Annotated in this window: 6 protein-coding genes; 5 read left to right on the top strand and 1 reads right to left on the bottom strand. The window is 73.4% G+C overall.

All coding sequences use genetic code 11. The features are described 5' to 3' along the window. The 5 genes from OHA68_RS37375 to OHA68_RS37355 are packed head-to-tail and all read left to right on the top strand — an operon-like array spanning window position 1 to window position 15,664. Window positions 1–192: an MbtH family protein gene (locus tag OHA68_RS37375; protein WP_327104467.1), complete on the top strand. Its 192-nt coding sequence runs from the start codon at window positions 1–3 to the stop codon at window positions 190–192. An 11-nt stretch (window positions 193–203) separates the two neighbouring features. Beyond that, window positions 204–3,413, top strand: a complete 3,210-nt coding sequence (locus OHA68_RS37370) for an amino acid adenylation domain-containing protein (RefSeq protein ID WP_327104466.1) — start codon at window positions 204–206, stop codon at window positions 3,411–3,413. Window positions 3,414–3,418: 5 nt separating this feature from the next. Continuing rightward, window positions 3,419–10,489: a non-ribosomal peptide synthetase gene (locus OHA68_RS37365; protein WP_327109607.1), complete on the top strand. Its 7,071-nt coding sequence runs from the start codon at window positions 3,419–3,421 to the stop codon at window positions 10,487–10,489. Continuing rightward, a complete protein-coding gene (locus OHA68_RS37360; RefSeq protein WP_327104465.1) occupies window positions 10,486–14,418 on the top strand; it encodes an amino acid adenylation domain-containing protein in 3,933 nt (1,310 codons plus the stop codon). Before OHA68_RS37365 ends, OHA68_RS37360 begins: the two co-directional genes overlap by 4 nt. Continuing rightward, complete coding sequence (locus tag OHA68_RS37355) at window positions 14,396–15,664, top strand: MFS transporter (protein ID WP_327104464.1); 1,269 nt, start codon at window positions 14,396–14,398, stop codon at window positions 15,662–15,664. Before OHA68_RS37360 ends, OHA68_RS37355 begins: the two co-directional genes overlap by 23 nt. On the opposite strand, the gene OHA68_RS37350 is transcribed toward OHA68_RS37355, so the two are convergent. Next, window positions 15,654–16,691, bottom strand: coding sequence for an LLM class F420-dependent oxidoreductase (locus OHA68_RS37350; RefSeq protein ID WP_189140637.1), 1,038 nt, complete (start codon window positions 16,689–16,691; stop codon window positions 15,654–15,656). The two genes, OHA68_RS37355 and OHA68_RS37350, sit on opposite strands and share 11 nt — an antisense overlap. Window positions 16,692–16,719: the final 28 nt, after the last annotated feature.

The following is a 16,719-nucleotide window of genomic DNA, read 5'->3' as shown; positions in this document are numbered from 1 at the left end:
ATGCAAGACGGCCAGTACAAGGTCGTGGTCAACGACGAGGAGCAGTACTCCATCTGGTTCGCCGAACGGCCCCTGCCGCAAGGCTGGCGGGAGGCCGGCTTCGACGGGCCCAAGCAGAGCTGCCTCGACCATATCGAGCAGATCTGGACTGATATGCGCCCGCGCAGCCTGCGCGAGGCCATGGACCACTAGGGGAGCGGCCTGTGACCGGCACGTACGTCTTACCGGCGTCGTTCGCGCAGGAACGCCTGTGGTTCCTTGCCCGGCTCGACCCCGACGCGCCCGCGCACCACGTCAACGCCATGATCGAGCTCCCCGGGCAGGGTGATCCCGACCGGTGCGCGCAGGCGTTGCGTGAGCTGGTCAGGCGGCACGAGACGCTGCGTACCGCCCTGACCGTCGAGGACGGAGCCCTCGTCCAGGTCGTGCACGTCGACCTGCCGGTCACCCTGCCCACCACCGACCTGCGGCACCTGCCGCCCGAGCACGCCGAGCGGGAGTACCGGGCCCTCGCCGTCGCCGAGGCCAGGCGGCCGTTCACCCTCGACCGGCCGCCGCTGTGGCGGGCGCACCTGGTGCGGATGCCGGGCGACGAGCAGCGGCTCGTGCTCGTCGTCCACCACGCCGTGTTCGACGCCCGCTCCGGCACCAACTTCGCGGCCGAGCTGCGCGAGCTCCACACCGCCGCCGGCGCGGGCCGCCCGCCCCGGCTGCCCGACCTGCCCGTCCAGTACGCCGACTACGCCGCCTGGCAGCGCGAGCACCTAGCCCAAGGGGTGCTCGCCGACCAGCTCACCTACTGGCGGCAACGGCTCGCCGGGCTGCCCCGCGACGCCGGACTGCCCACCGACCGCCCCAGGCCCGCCACCCGCGGCCACGACGGGGCCGAGTTCCACCTGGCACTGCCCGCCGACCTGGTCGACCGCCTCGAAGCCCTCGCCAGACAGCGCGGCGCCACCCTGTTCATGGCACTGCTGACCGGGCTGAAGGCGCTGCTCGCCCGGTACTCGGGCCAGTACGACGTCGCCGTCGGCACGCCGGTGGCCGGGCGCGACCTGCCCGAGTTCGAGCCGCTGATCGGCATGTTCGTCAACACCCTGGTGCTCCGCACCGACCTGACCGGCGACCCGCCGTTCGAGGAGCTGCTCGGCCGCGTGCGCGGTACCGTGCTCGACGCCCTGGACCACGCCGAGGTGCCCTTCGACCAGCTCGTGCAGGCACTCCAGCCGGAACGGGACCCGAGCCGCACGCCGCTGCACCAGGTGGGCTTCAACCTGCTGCCGATGGAGTCGCGCGGGCAGTTCCCCAACGGCACCGCCCAGCTCGACCTCAGCCTGGACGTCGTCAGGACGGCCGAAGGGGCCGGGGTCTACTTCGAATACAGCACCGACCTGTTCGACGAGGACACCATCGCCCGGCTGGCCGGGGCCTACGAGCTCATCCTCGCCGCCGCCGTGGCCGAGCCCCGGACCCGGCTGTCGGAGTTGCCGTCGATGGCGCCGGAGCGGCTGCGGGAGATGCTGACCGGCTGGAACGACACCGCCGCGCCGTACCCTGACCTGCCACTGCACGAGCTGGTCGGCGAGCAGGCGGCGCGCACTCCGGACGCGGTGGCGGTGCGGGGCGCGGACGGCGCGGAGCTCACCTACGCCGAGCTCGACGCGCGGGCGCGGGAGCTGGCGGGGCGGCTGGGGGTGGGCGTGGAGTCCTGCGTGGCGGTGTGCCTGCCCCGTGACCCCGGCCTCATCGTGACCCTGCTCGCCGTGCTGCGGGCGGGCGCCTGCTATCTGCCGCTCGATCCGGCTTACCCGCAGGAGCGGCTGGCGTACCTGCTGGAGGACTCCGGCGCGGCCCTGCTGATCACCGACTCCACCTACCGCGACCGCCTACCGGCCCACCGCCCACCCGAACTGCTCCTCGACCAGCCCCCCTCCGACCCCCCGCCCACCCGTCCGTCACTTGAGCGTCCGGCCGACCAACCGGCGCCGGCGTCCACGGGGGAACCGCCCTCCGTGGGCCAGGACCACCTGGCCTACCTCATCTACACCTCCGGCTCCACCGGCCGCCCCAAAGGGGTGCAGGTGCCGCATCGCGGCGTCGTCAACCTGGTCACCGATGTGATCCGCCGCCTGGGCGGGGGCGACACGCTGCTGATGACGTCCCTGTCCTTCGACATCGCCGCCTTGGAGATCTTCACGCCGCTGCTGTCGGGCGGCACCCTGCTGCTCGCCCCGGAGGACGCCGCCCGGACGCCCAAGGAGATCCGCCGGGCCGCCGAGCAGGCCGACCTCGTCCAGCTCACCCCCTCGGTCGCCGGGCTGGCGGCCGAGCACCTGCCCGCCGGGCTGCCCCGAGCCATCCTCGGCGGCGAACCTCTGCCTCTCGACGTGGCCCGCCGGATGCTCCAGGTCACCGAGGAGCTGTGGAACTTCTACGGCCCGACGGAGACCACCATCTGGTCCACCGCCTACCGGGTGCCGGACGGCGTCACCACGATGCTCATCGGCACACCGGTGGCCAACACGACGGCGTACGTGGTGGACAGGGACCTTCGTCCGGTGCCCGTCGGCGTGGCCGGAGAGCTGTTGCTCGGTGGCGCGGGTGTGACGCGGGGGTACCACGGCCGGGCGGGGTTGACGGCTGAGCGGTTCGTGCCGGATCCCTTCGGCGGCGGCGGGGGCCGGTTGTATCGGACGGGTGACCTGGTCCGGTGGTGCGCGGACGGGTCGCTGGAATATCTCGAGCGGCTCGATGACCAGGTGAAGGTCCGCGGCGTGCGGATCGAGCTGGATGAGGTCGCGTCCGTGCTGGGTGAGCATCCGCTGGTGGGGCGTGCGGTGGTGGCCGTTCGGGACGATGCCCCGGGCGGGCGCGGCTTGGTCGCCTACGTGGTGCCGGCACAGAGCGACGACGGTTCGGGTGATGGGGACGCCGAGGATCGCGAAGCGGAGGCCGCGGCCGGGTCTGTGCGTGAGCATGCCGCCGGTGTGTTGCGTGGTCACCTGCGGGCGAGGTTGCCGGAGGCGATGATTCCGGCCGCGTTCGTGCTGGTGGACGACTTCCCGGTGTTGCCCAGCGGCAAGCTCGACCGTGCCGCCCTCCCGCCACCCGGGCCGGGCCCCGCGGCCGCCGCGTTCGTCCCGCCGCGTACCCCGATGGAGGAGACCCTGGCCGCCATCTGGGCCGACCTGCTCGGCAGGGACCGGATCGGGGCGAGCGACGACTTCTTCGCCCTCGGCGGCCACTCCCTGCTCGTCGTCCGCCTCGTCGGCCGCATCACCGACGAGTTCGGCGTGGAGCTGCCGCTGCGCCGCTGCTTCGACGCCACCACCGTCGAAGAGCAGGCCCTCGCCGTGCTCGAACACAGCCTGACAGAGGCCGACCTGCTGGAACTCCTGGAGGATGAGCTTTGAGCGACGTGGACGGCGTACGCGAGCGGCTGGCCCGGCTCAGCCCGCAACAGCGCGCCGCACTGGAGGCCCGCCTCGCCCGCTCCGGGAACGGCCGCCCGGCTCGCCCACGAGACGACGGCCCGCCATCCATCCCACGCCGGTCAGGTGCCGCCGCGCCGCTCTCCGACGCCCAGCGGCGCCTCTGGCTCGTCGACCAGCTCGACCCGGGCAACCCCGCCTACACGCTGTCGTGGGCGTACAAGATCGAAGGCGACCTGGACGCCGCCGCGCTCGCGGCGGCCTTCGACGCCCTCGTGGAGCGGCATCCGATCCTCGGGTACGTCATCGACGCCCGCGACGGCGAGCCCCACCAGCTCCCCGGCCCGGTACGGCCTGCGCTGCTGGTCGAGACGCTGCCCACCGCCGAAGCCGACGCCGCCGCCCGGCACGAGGCGCGCTTCCGCTTCGACCTGAGCACGGGCCCACTGACCAGAGCCCGCCTGATCCACGTGACCCCCGCCCCCGGAGAGCAACACCCGTCCGGTCCGGGACAGAGGCGGCAGGAGCATCTGCTGGTTCTCACGGTTCACCACATCCTGGCCGACCGCTGGTCGGTGGCGATCCTGTTCGAGGACCTGCTGCGCCTCTACGCCGGCGACCCGCTCACCGCCGTGCCCGTCGCCTACGCCGACTACGTGGCCTGGCGGGCCGAACGACCGCAGAGCTCGAAGGAGGACCTCGACCACTGGCGGCAGGCACTCCAAGGGCTGCCGGACGTACTCGACCTGCCCGCCGACCGGCCGAGACCTCCCGCACGGACCAACGAGGGCCGGCGGCTGCTGTTCGACCTGGACAAGCGGCTCGCGGATGATCTGCGCGAACTCGCCGCCGGGCAGCGCGCCACCCCGTTCATGGTGCTCGTCGCCGGCCTCCAGGCGCTGCTCGCCCGCTACACCGGCCAGCCCGACATCCCGCTCGGCACCCCGATGTCCGCCAGGCCGTACCCCTCGCTCGACCAGACCGTCGGCCTGTTCCTCAATACCGTCGTCCTGCGCGGCGACCTGTCCGGCGACCCCACCTTCACCGAGCTGGTACGGCGCACCAGGGAACGGGTGCTGACCGCCTTCGACCACGCGAGCGTGCCGTTCGAGACCCTCGTCGACGACCTGGCCACCGGCCGGGACCTGTCCCGCAACCCGCTCTTCCAGGTCATGATCGCCTACCAGAGCACTCCGGCCCTGCCGGGCGACTCCCGTGGCCTGCGCCTCGAACGCCTGGACGTCCGGCCCGGCACCGCCATGTTCGACCTGGACCTCATCGTCGAAGAACGCCCCGACGGCGGGCTGCTGTGCGTCCTGGACTACGCCACCGACCTGTTCGACGACGACCGCATCGAACGCCTGGCCGCCCACCTGCGCACCCTGCTCGCCGCCGCCGTCGCCGACCCGGCCCTGCCGCTGTCGCGCCTGCCGCTGATGGGCCCCGGCGAGCTCCAGCGCACCCTGCGCACCTGGAACGACACCACGCTCGCCCACCCCGAGCGCGGCATCCACGAACTCGTCGCCGACCAGGCCGCCCGCACCCCGACGGCGGTGGCGGTCGAAGGCCCGGACGGCTCCACCCTGACCTACGCCGAGCTCGAGTCCCGCGCCGCCGCCCTGGCGGACCGGCTCGGCCGGCTCGGCGTCACCCAGGAGACCCGGGTCGGCGTCTGCCTGCCCCGTGACCCCGGCCTCCTGGTGGCGCTGCTCGCCGTCCTCAAGGCCGGAGGCTGCTACGTCCCCCTGGACCCCGCCTACCCCCCGAACCGCCTGACCCAGATCCTCACCGACTCCGCCGCCACCCTGGTCCTCACCGCCACCCCCTTCACCGACCGACTCCCCGCGAACCCTCCCCTCCTTCTCCTCGACCACCCCGACACCCTCCACCGCGCCGACCACCCCGATCGCCCCGACACCCCTGACCGCTCTGACCAGCCCGATCACCTCGACGCACTCGGCCAGGCCGATGGTCCCGACCATCCCGACCATCCCGACCATCCCGACCATCCCGATCCACAGGGGCGGATGGCGGCGCGTGCCTTCCACCTCGACCAGGCCGCGTACCTCATCTACACCTCCGGCTCCACCGGCCGCCCCAAGGGCGTGGTGGTGCCGCACCGCGGTCTGGTCAGCCTGCTCTCGGATGTACGGACCCGTCCCGGTCTCGCTCCTGGCGCCCGCTATCTGTTCCTGACCTCCGTGTCCTTCGACATCGCCATGATCGAGATCTACGGCCCGCTGGTCACCGGCGGGACGGTCGTGATCGCCTCCACGGCCGACATCGACCGAGTCCACCACCTCATCCAGCACGGCGACCTGCACACCGTCCAGACCACCCCCTCGGTGCTGGAGGGCCTGCTGCCCGCTCTCGCCCACGGCGGCGTCCCCCGAGTGGTCAGCACGGGCGAGGCCCTGCCCGGCCCGCTCGCCGCCCGCCTGCTCAAGGTCACCGGCGAGCTCTGGGACCTGTACGGCCCGACGGAGACGACCGTCTGGTCCACCCGGCTCCAGGTCACCGACGGCACCGGCGGCTCCATCGGCACACCGGTGGCCAACACGACCGCCTATGTAGTGGACAGGGAGCTTCATCCGGTGCCGATCGGGGTGCCTGGGGAGCTGCTCCTGGGCGGCGCGGGTGTGACGCGGGGGTACCACGGCCGGGCGGGGTTGACGGCTGAGCGGTTCGTGCCGGATCCGTTCGGCGGCGGGGGCCGGTTGTATCGGACGGGTGACTTGGTCCGGTGGTGCGCGGACGGGTCGCTGGAGTATCTGGGGCGGCTAGATGATCAGGTGAAGGTTCGCGGGGTGCGGATCGAGCTGGATGAGGTCGCGGCCGTGCTGGGTGAGCATCCGCTGGTGGGGCGTGCGGTGGTGGCCGTTCGGGACGACGCCCCGGGCGGGCGCGGCTTGGTGGCCTACGTGGTGCCGGTACGGGATGCCCAGGATGGTGAAGCGGAGGCTGCGGCCGGGTCGGCGCGTGAGCATGCCGCCGGTGTGTTGCGTGGTCACCTGCGGGCGAGGTTGCCGGAGGCGATGATTCCGGCCGCGTTCGTGCTGGTGGACGACTTCCCGGTGTTGCCCAGCGGCAAGCTGAACCGCGCCGCCCTGCCGCCACCCCCGAAGCCGAGCACCGGAGGCCCCCGCCTGCACCCGCCCCGAACCCCGGCGGAAAGCACTCTGCACGCCATCTGGACCGAACTCCTCCAACGCGACGACATCGGCACCGAGGACGACTTCTTCGCCCTGGGCGGCCACTCCCTGCTGGCCATGCGGCTCGTGGTCAGACTCCGGGACAAGCTCGGCGCCGAGGTATCGCTCCGGCAGTGCTTCGAAACCCCGACGATCGCCGGACTGGCCGACCTCATCACCGCCAGGACCGGCGGGACCATGGAGAGCTCGTTCGCCGAGGCCGCCGGCCGGGCGCGTGACGGACAGGTGCCGCCGTCGCACGCGCAGGCCCGCCTGTGGTTCCTGGACCAGCTCGACCCCGGCAATCCCGCCTACAACGTGGCCTGGGCCGAGCACCTGACCGGCCCCCTCGACCCGGACGCGATGACCGCCGCGTTCGACACGCTGGTGGACCGGCACGAGGCCCTGCGCCTGGTCATCGTGGCGCAGGACGGCGAGCCACTGCTGCGCGAGGGCCCGCACCGGCCCCGCCTGTCCGTACGAGATCTCTCCAGCTCACCGGAGCCCCCAGGAGAAGGGCCCGGCACCGCCGAACCAGGCGGGGATCAACGTGCTGCGACCGATCAGGAGCCCGCGACCGATCACCTTGTCACGTCCGATCGGCCTCCCGCGCCAGGTGTCGTCGTGATCGGGCGGGAGGAGGCGCGCCGTCGGTTCGAGCTGGGGGAGGGGCCGCTGGTGCGGGCGCTGCTGGTGCGCAGCGGGCCGGGTGAGCATGACCTGTTCCTCACCCTGCACCATGTGATCGCCGACCGGTGGAGCCTGTCGATCCTGCTGCGCGACCTGATGGAGCTGTACCGGGCCCAGATCACCGGCACCCCGGCCGAGCTGCCCGAGCTGGCCGCCGGATACCGGGACTTCGCCGTCTGGCACCGGGAACGGGTGTCGGGCCGGGCCGCCGATCTGGCGTACTGGAAGGACGCGCTCGCCGACGCGCCCGCGACGCTGGATCTGCCCGCCGACCGGCACCGGCAGGGGCTGGCGAGCCTGGAGGGGCGGCGGCTGACGTTCACCATCGACGCGGAGACCGTGGCCGCCGTGCGGGCCTGCGCGCTGGAGCGGCAGGTGACGCCGTTCATGGTGCTGCTGGCGGCGTTCCAGGCGGTGCTCGCCCGCTACACCGGGCGGTATGACATCCCGGTCGGCACGCCGGTGTCCGGGCGGGCGCATCCGGAGGTGGAGGAGATGGCGGGGCTCTTCCTCAACACGCTCGTCCTGCGCGGCGACCTGTCCGGCGAGCCGAGCTTCGCCGAGTTGCTGCGCCGCACCCGTGACCGGGTGCTGGACGCGCACGACCATGCCGAACTGCCGTTCGAGGTGCTGGTGCAGGAGCTCGCCGAGGAGCGGGACCTGGCCAGGAACCCGCTGTTCCAGGTGATGCTCGCCTACCAGAACGTGCCGCCGTCGCCGCCGGAGGTGGCGGGGATCGGGCTGCGCACCCTGGACATCGATCCGGGGGTCACGCAGGCGGACCTGCACCTGGTGGTCGAGGAGGCGGACGAGCGGCTCGCGGGAGTGCTGCACTACGCGACCGACCTGTTCGACCACGACCGGATGGAGCGATTCGCCGATCACTTCCGCGCGTTCCTGGCGGCGGCGGTGGCCGACCCCGAGCGCCCGGTGGCCGACGTGCCCATCCTCACCCCCGCCGAGCTGACCACCATCCTGCACGCGAACGACACGACCACCAGCATCGGGTACGCCGACGGTCAGGCGCTCGCGACGCTGCCCGCGCTGGTGGCCGAGCAGGCGCTGCGGACCCCGGACGCGCCCGCGCTGGGTTTCGAGACCCCGCAGGGGGGCTGCGCGTGGCTCACCTACGAGGAGTTCACCGCCAGGGTGAACCGGCTGGCCAGGCGGTTGCGCGCGCTGGGCGCCGGACCGGACCAGGTGGTGGGGGTGTGCCTGGAACGGGGGCCGGAGCTGGTCATCGCGGTGCACGCCGTGGTCGCCGCCGGCGCGGCCTACCTGCCGCTGGAGCCGGACCACCCGGCCGATCGGCTGGCGGGCATGCTGGCCGACGCGGGCGCCCGGCTGGCCATCTCGACCGGCGGCCACGCGGCGCGGCTACCGGACGAGGTCACCGCCGTACTGCTCGACCGCGACGCGGAAGCAGTCGTACCCGACCGCGACGCCGAAGCAGTCGTACCCGACCGTGACGGGGAGGCCGTTGTACGCGACCGCGACGCGGAGGCCGTTGTACGCGACCGCGACGGGGAGGGCGGCGTACCCGATCGCGATGCCGAAGCCGTCGTCGGCGAGGAGTCCGGACCGGTCGGCGTCCCGATCCATCCGGAGTCGCTCGCGTATGTGATCTTCACGTCGGGCTCCACCGGCAGGCCCAAGGGCGTCGGCGTCTCCCACCGCGCGATCGTGAACCGGCTGCGCTGGATGCAGGACGTCTTCCGGCTGACCACCGACGACCGCGTCCTGCACAAGACGCCGTTCTCCTTCGACGTGTCGGTGTGGGAGCTGTTCTGGCCGCTGATGACGGGGGCCGGGCTGGTCGTGGCGCGGCCAGGCGGCCAGGCCGACCCCGCCTACCTGGCCGGCCTGCTCGGCAGCGAGGCGGTCACCACGGCGCACTTCGTGCCGTCCATGCTGGACGCCTTCCTCGCCGAACCCGGCCTGGACGAGCGGCTCGGCGGGCTGCGTACCGTGATCTGCTCGGGGGAGGCGCTCGGCGCCGACCTCGCGGACCGGTTCGCGGCCGCGCTGCCCCGCGCCGGCCTGCACAATCTGTACGGTCCGACGGAGGCGGCGGTCGACGTCTCCTGGCACGCGTGCCGGCCGGGAGAGCCCGCGATCCCGATCGGGCGGCCGGTCGCCAACACCCGCCTGGAGATCCTCGACGAGCGGCTGAACCGTGTGCCGATCGGGGTGCCGGGCGAGCTGTGGATCGGCGGCGTGCAGCTCGCCCGGGGGTACGCCGGCCGGCCGGGGCTGACGGCCGAGCGGTTCGTCCCCGACCCGCACGGGCCGCCCGGCGGGCGGTTGTACGACACCGGCGACCTGGCGCGGTGGCGGCCCGACGGCGAGATCGAGTATCTCGGCCGGTCCGACCACCAGGTCAAGATCCGTGGCATGCGGGTCGAGCTCGGCGAGATCGAGACGGCCCTGACCGGCCTGCCGGGCGTCCGCGCCGCCGCGGTACGCGCGGTCCGGGACGGCGCGGGACTACGCCTGGCCGGTTACGTGGTCCCGGAGAAGGCGGCCGCCGATCACGTGGTCCCCGACAAAGACACGCTGCCCAGCGGAGGACTGGCCGGGGATGGCCCGCCGTCCGACGGAGGCCCGGCCGAGGGGGGCACGCGATCGGGCGGAGGGCTGGCCGCGGGTGGCACGCCGTCCGGCGGAAGCCCGGCCGAGGCAGGGCCGGCCGAGGATGTCCCGGCCGGTCGTGACTGGGCCGGGCTGCTCCGGGACAGGCTGCCGGATCACATGATCCCCAGGACGTGGACCGTGCTGGACGCGCTGCCGCTCAACCGCAGCGGCAAGCTGGACCGCAACGCCCTGCCGGACCCGCGGGCGCCGAGGGCGGCGGCGCACGCCGAGCCGGAGGGCGCCGCCGAGCTGGCCGTCGCCGCGGCCTGGCGCGGCGTCCTCGGGCTGGACCAGGTGTCGGCGCACGACAACTTCTTCGCCGTCGGCGGCGACTCCATCCGCAGCCTCAAGGTGGTCGCCCGCCTGCGCGAGGCCGGCTACGCCGTGCGGCTTGAGCAACTCTTCCTCCACCAGACCGTCCGCGAACTCGCCGGACGGCTCCTGCCCGCCCAAGCAGCCGAACGCCCCGAGGCGGCGCCCGCGGCGTTCGGCCTGCTCAACCCCGAGGATCTGGCACGAATGCTGGAAGGCGAGAAGCGATGACAGTGACGACGGGAGCCGCACGCGGCCTGGAGGACGCCTATCCTCTGGCCGCGCTGCAGGCAGGCATGCTCTACCACAGCGCGTACGAGCCGGACGCGACCACCTACCACGACCTGACCACGATGACGCTGCGCGGCCGGTTCGAGCGGGAGGCCTTCGAGGCGGCGCTGGCCGAGGTGACGGCCCGCCATCCGGTGCTGCGCACGTCGATGGACCTGACGGGGTTCAGCGAGCCGCTGCAGTTCGTGCACCGCTCGGCCGTGCTGCCGCTGGAGGTGACGGATCTGTCGGGCGATCCGGCGGCCCGCGAGGAGGTGGCGCGGTGGGCGGAGGAGGAGAAGCGGCGGCCGTTCGACTGGGCGACGCCGCCGCTGGCCCGCGCGCACGTCCACCTGTTCGAGGAGGACCTGTTCGCCTTCAGCCTGAGCTTCCACCACGCGATCCTCGACGGGTGGAGCGTGGCCGCCCTGATCACCGAGCTGTTCCGCCGCTACCACGGGCAGCTGACCGGCGAGCCGCTCCCGGTCGAGCGGCCTGGGGCCGCCTTCCGGGAGCTGGTCGCCACCGAGAGGGCCACGCTCGCCTCCGCCGAGGCGCGCGACTTCTGGCACGCCCAGGTGGCCGACGCCCCCGACACGCGCCTGCCCCGCCTGCCGGACCGGCCGGGGGGCGAGGGCGTCGAGGTGCTGCGCCTGCCGATGGAGCTGGAGCGGGTGGAGGAGGCGGCCCGGCAGCTTAAGGTGCCGCTGCGCACCGTGCTGCTCGCCGCGCACCTGCGCGTCCTGGCGCTGCTCACCGGCGAGAGCGAGGTGCTGACCGGCCTGGTCACGCACAGCCGCCCGGAGAGCGAGGCGGGCGAGGAAGTGCTCGGCCTGTTCCTGAACACCGTCCCGCTGCGCGTCGACGTGGCCGCCCCGACCTGGGCGGAGCTGGTACGGCGGGTGTTCGACGCGGAGGTGGCGCTGCTGCCGCACCGGCAGTATCCGCTGTTCGAGATCCAGCGGGCGGCCGGCCGCTCGCCGCTGCTGGACGTGCTGTTCGACTTCCGCGACTTCCACGTCTACCGGGGCATGTCGGGCATCGACATCGTGGAGCAGGACTTCTTCGAGCAGACGGACCTGCCGTTCGCGGCCGGGTTCACCCGCTCGCGCGAGCACGGCGGCTTCGACCTGACCATCACCTACGACCGGGGCCAGTTCGGCGCCGGGCAGATCGCCCGCGCCGGTGAGCTGTACGCGACGGCGCTGCGGCAGGCCGCCGACGTCGGCGCCGACCCCCGCGACACCGCCCCCTACCTGACCGGTGACGCCGCGGCCATCGACGGCTGGAACGCCACCGCCCGCCCCTACCCGGCCACCACCCTGCACGAGCTGATCGCCGAGCAGGCCACGCGCACCCCGACCGCGCCCGCCGTCTGCTACGACGGCACCTGGCTCACCTACCGGGAGCTGGCGGCGCGCGCCCGGGCGGTCACCGCCCGGCTGCTGGCGGCGGGCACCGCCCCCGGCGACGTCGTCGGCGTCTGCCTGGAACGCGGGCCCGACCTGCTGCCCGCGCTGCTCGGCGTGCTCGGCGCCGGCGCCGCCTACCTGCCGCTGGAGCCGGAGCTGCCGCCGGAGCGACTCGCGTACATGATCGAGGAAGCGGGGGCGCGCGTCGTGCTCACCGGTGCGGCCGGGGCGGCGGGACTGCCGGACGGTGTCGCCCTGCCCGTGAGCGGCCCCGCGCCGCAGCCAACCGCGCCGCAGGCAACCGCGCCGCAGGCCGCCGTGGCGGCGCGCGCGCACCCGGACTCACTCGCGTACGTGATCTTCACGTCGGGCTCCACCGGCAGGCCCAAGGGCGTCGGCGTCTCCCACCGCGCGATCGTGAACCGGCTGCTGTGGATGCAGGACACCTTCCAGCTGGCCCCCGGCGAGCGCGTCCTGCACAAGACGCCGCTGTCGTTCGACGTGTCGGTGTGGGAGCTGTTCTGGCCGCTGACGGTCGGGGCCGGGCTGGTCGTCGCCGAGCCCGGCGCGCACCGCGACGGCGCCCGCCTGGCCGCGCTCGCCACCGAGCAGCGGGTCAGCACCCTGCACTTCGTCCCGTCCATGCTGGAGCTCTTCCTCGACGAGCCGGACCTGCCGGCCGCGACCCGCGTCATCTGCTCCGGCGAGGCGCTCAGCGCCGAGCTCGCCGCCCGCTTCCACGAGCGCCTCCCGGACACCGCGCTGCACAACCTGTACGGTCCGACCGAGGCGGCGGTCGACGTCACCTGGCACGCCTGCGCGCCCGGCGAGAGCCTGGTGCCCATCGGCGGGCCGGTCGCCAACACCCGACTGGAGATCCTCGACGCCGACGGTCGCCGGGTCCCCGTCGGCACGCCCGGAGAGCTGTGCCTCGGCGGCGTCCAGCTCGCCCGCGGCTACGTCAACCGGCCGGGACTGACCGCCGACCGGTTCATCCCGGATCCGTACGGTCCGCCCGGCGCCCGCCTCTACCGCACCGGCGACGTGGCCCGCTGGCTGCCCGGCGGCGAGGTGCAGTACCTGGGCCGGACCGACTTCCAGGTGAAGATCCGGGGCCAGCGGGTGGAGCTCGGCGAGATCGAGGCGCTGCTCGCCGCCCACCCGGCCGTCCGCGCCGCCGTCGTCGTCCTGCGCGGCGAACGCCTGGTCGGCTACATCGTCCCCGACGGTAAGGAACTCCCCGACGGCGAGGAGCTCCCCGACGGCGAGGAGCTGCCCGACCTGGCTTCGGTCCTGCGCCGGCAGCTGCCCGACTCCATGGTCCCGGCCACCTGGGTACGGCTCGACGCGCTGCCCGTCACCGCCAACGGCAAGCTCGACCGGGCCGCGCTGCCCGACCCGGGCGACGCCGGCCGCGCCCCGTACCTGCCGCCCCGCGACCCGTTCGAGGCCAAGCTGGCCACCCTGTGGGAGGAGACGCTCGGCGTCGACGCCGTCAGCGTCCACGACGACTTCTTCGCTCTGGGCGGCCACTCCCTGCTCGCTCTGCGCCTGACCATGCGGCTGCGCAAGGAGTTGGGCCGCGACGTGCCGCTGTCCACGGTGCTCACCGCGCCGACCGTCGCCCAGCTCGCCGTCGAGCTGCGCCGCCCGCAGGACAACGACGGCGCCCCCCAGCGGATCGTGCCGCTGCGCCCGGCCGGGGAGCGCGACCCGCTCTTCCTGTTCCACGCGCTCGGCGGCCAGGTCTTCCGCTACCTGCCGCTGACCCGCCACCTCGGCACCGACCAGCCGGTCTACGCGGTGCAGGCGGCCGGTCTGGCCCCCGGCGAGCGACCGCACGCGACGCTGGCGGAGATGGTCGACGACTACACCGCGCACCTGCTCCAGGTCCGCCCGCACGGCCCGTACGTGCTCGGCGGCTACTGCATCGGCGGCAACATCGCGCTGGAGACCGCCCGGCGGCTGCGCGCGATGGGCGAGCAGGTGCCGCTCGTCGTCCTGTTCTACTCCGACGCCGCCGAGCCGGTGTTGCGCGCCTCGCTGGAGGACGACGCGGTGCTGCTCATGCACGCGCTGGCCGGCGGCCCGGTGCAGGTGAACCTGGACGACCTGCACCAGATGGACCCTGACGAGCGGCTGCTCGCCGTGATCGACGCCGCCGCCCGCGCCGACAAGCTGCAGCCCGACACGGCCGACCTGCGCCAGGCGCGCCGCTTCGTCGAGGTCTTCCGCGCCAACGCGCACGCCGTCGGCCACTACCGGCACGAGCCGTACGACGGCGACGTCCTGCTGTTCTCACCCACCGCCGAAGGCGTCGCACCCGACGACATGGGCTGGGGCGACGTCGTCACCGGACGGCTGCGCATCTCACCCATCCACGGCGAACGTTTCACCGTCATGTACGAACCCAGGGTCGCCCTCGCGGCCGCCGAGTTGAGGAGCAGCGTCGACCATGGCCTCACCCCCCACGACTGAACCCACGACCCTCTGGAGGAACAGGGACTTCCTCAAACTGTGGACCGGCGAGAGCCTGTCCCTGGTCGGTTCCCAGGTCACCGTGCTGGCCATGCCGATCGTGGCCTACCTGTGGCTGAACGCCTCCGTCGCCGAGATGGGCGTGCTCGGCGCGCTGGCCAGGCTGCCCATGGTGCTGTTCTTCGTGGTGGGCGTCTGGGTGGACCGGATGCGCCGCCGCCCGGTCCTCATCTGGAGCGACGTCTTCCGCGCGTTCATGCTCGCCACCGTGCCGGTGCTGTTCGCCATGGACATGCTGACGCTGTGGTGGCTGTACGTGGTCGTGTTCTCGATGGGCGTGGCGGGGGTGCTGTTCGAGATCGCCTACCGCTCCTACCTGCCGATCCTGGTGCCGCCGGAGCACCTCGGCGACGGCAACAGCAAGCTGCAGCTCAGCGACTCCGTCTCCAAGGCGGTCGGCCCCAGCCTGGCCGGCGTCCTCATCGCCACCCGCTCGGCGCCGCTGGTCATCCTGGTGGACGCGGTCAGTTACGTGCTGTCGGCGCTGTGCCTGATCTCCATCCGCAAGCGGGAGGACCCGCCGCCGCCCGACGACGGCGGCACCATGATCGCGGCCATCCGGCAGGGGTTCGGCTTCGTGATGTCGCAGCCGATCATCCGCCCGCTGGCCATCGCCAGCGCCGTCTACTCCTTCTTCGACATCGGCATCCTGCAGACCCTCTACATCCCGTACGTGATCGACGGCGCCGGGGTGCCGGCCGGCTGGGTCGGGGCGGTGCTGGCCGTCGGCGGGGTCGGCGCGATCGCGGGCGCGTGGCTGTCGGTGCGGCTGATGAAGCGGGCGGGGCCGGGGCCGACGATGTTCTGGTCGACGGTCGTCGGCAACAGCGCGCTCATCCTGGTGCCGCTCGCGGGCGGCCCGCTGTGGCTGGCGATCGGCATCCTGGCCGTGTCCCAGCTGCTCGTCGGCCTGTGCACGCAGATCTTCGTGGTCAACAACATCACCGTGCTGCAGTCGGCGGCGCCGCGCGAGCTCGTCGGCCGGGTGATCGCCACCATCTGGGCGATGGGGCTGGTGCCCGCGCCGCTGGGCGCCCTGGTCGCCGGGCTGCTCGGTCAGGCGGTGGGCATGCGGCCGGTGGTCCTGGTCGCGGCGGTGATCGGCGCGGTGGTGCCGATGATCGTGCTGGCCAGGTCGCCGATCCCGAAGATGCGCGAGATGCCGCAGGCGCCGCTCACGAGCTGAGCTCGGCCAGCCAGCCCAGCTGCTCGGCGCGGTCGTCCACGGTGGGCGCGTTGAGTCCGACGATCAGCCTGGTCGCGCCCGCCTTGCGGTAGGCGGCGAGCCGCTCGCGCACCCGCTCGGGGGTGCCGCACAGGGACAGGGCGTCGACCAGGTCGTCGGGCAGCTCCTCCACGGCCTCGCCCAGGTCGCCGTCGAAGTAGGCGTCCTGGACGCGGGTGGCGGCCGGGCCGAAGCCGAGCCGGTGGGCCAGCCGGTTGTAGAAGTTCACCCCCCGGCTGCCCATGCCGCCGAGGTAGAGGGCCAGCATGGGCCGGATGAGGTCGCGGGCGTAGTCGGCGTCGTCGTCCACCATGGCCATCACCATGGGCGACACCTCCACCCGCGTCACGTCCCGCCCGGCTCGGGCGGCCCCGGCGCGCAGGTGCTCCATCGTGTCGGCGAGGTGCTCGGGCGGGAAGTGGATGGGCAGCCAGCCGTCGGCGATCTCCCCGGCCAGCTCGACCGCCTTCGGCCCCATGGCCGCCAGGTGGACGGGCAGGGGCTTGCGCACCGGTGAGACCGTCATGCTCAGCGCCTTGCCGCGGCTGTCGGGCAGCGGCAGCACGATCTCGGGCCCGTCGTGCTCGACCGGCCGCCCGTCCAGCGCGGTCCGTACCACGCTCACGTAGTCGCGCAGGTGGGCCAGCGGCCGCTCGTAGCGGTGCCCGTGCCAGCCCTCGGCCACCTGCGGCCCGGAGGCGCCGAGCCCGAGCAGGAACCGGCCGCCCGACAGGCGGTCGACCGTGGCGGCGGCCATCGCCGCGGAGATCGCGGTACGGCCCGACACCTGCAGCACGCCGGTGCCGAGGTTGATGCGCTCCGTGCCGGCCGCCAGCCACGCCATCGTGGTGACCGGATCGACCCCGTAGCCTTCGGAGGCCCACACCGAGTCGTAGCCCAGCCGCTCGGCCTCTCGCACGAGCTTCAACTGGGCCTCGTGGGTGGCCGCCACCGGCCCCAGGGTGCCAATGCTGAATCCGAGCCGCACTGCCGCCTCCTCAACGCCGGGGATCTTG

It is taken from the genome of Nonomuraea glycinis (genome assembly GCF_035920485.1).
GTDB lineage: Bacteria > Actinomycetota > Actinomycetes > Streptosporangiales > Streptosporangiaceae > Nonomuraea > Nonomuraea glycinis.
The sequence above is the reverse complement of the archived record's forward strand: the minus strand, read 5'-3'. Positions and strand labels throughout refer to the sequence as shown.

Coding starts and splice junctions, on each gene's coding strand:
- OHA68_RS37375 (WP_327104467.1), top strand. CDS start 1: ATGCAAGACGGCCAGTACAAGGTCGTGGTCAACGACGAGGAGCAGTAC.
- OHA68_RS37360 (WP_327104465.1), top strand. CDS start 10,486: ATGACAGTGACGACGGGAGCCGCACGCGGCCTGGAGGACGCCTATCCT.
- OHA68_RS37355 (WP_327104464.1), top strand. CDS start 14,396: ATGGCCTCACCCCCCACGACTGAACCCACGACCCTCTGGAGGAACAGG.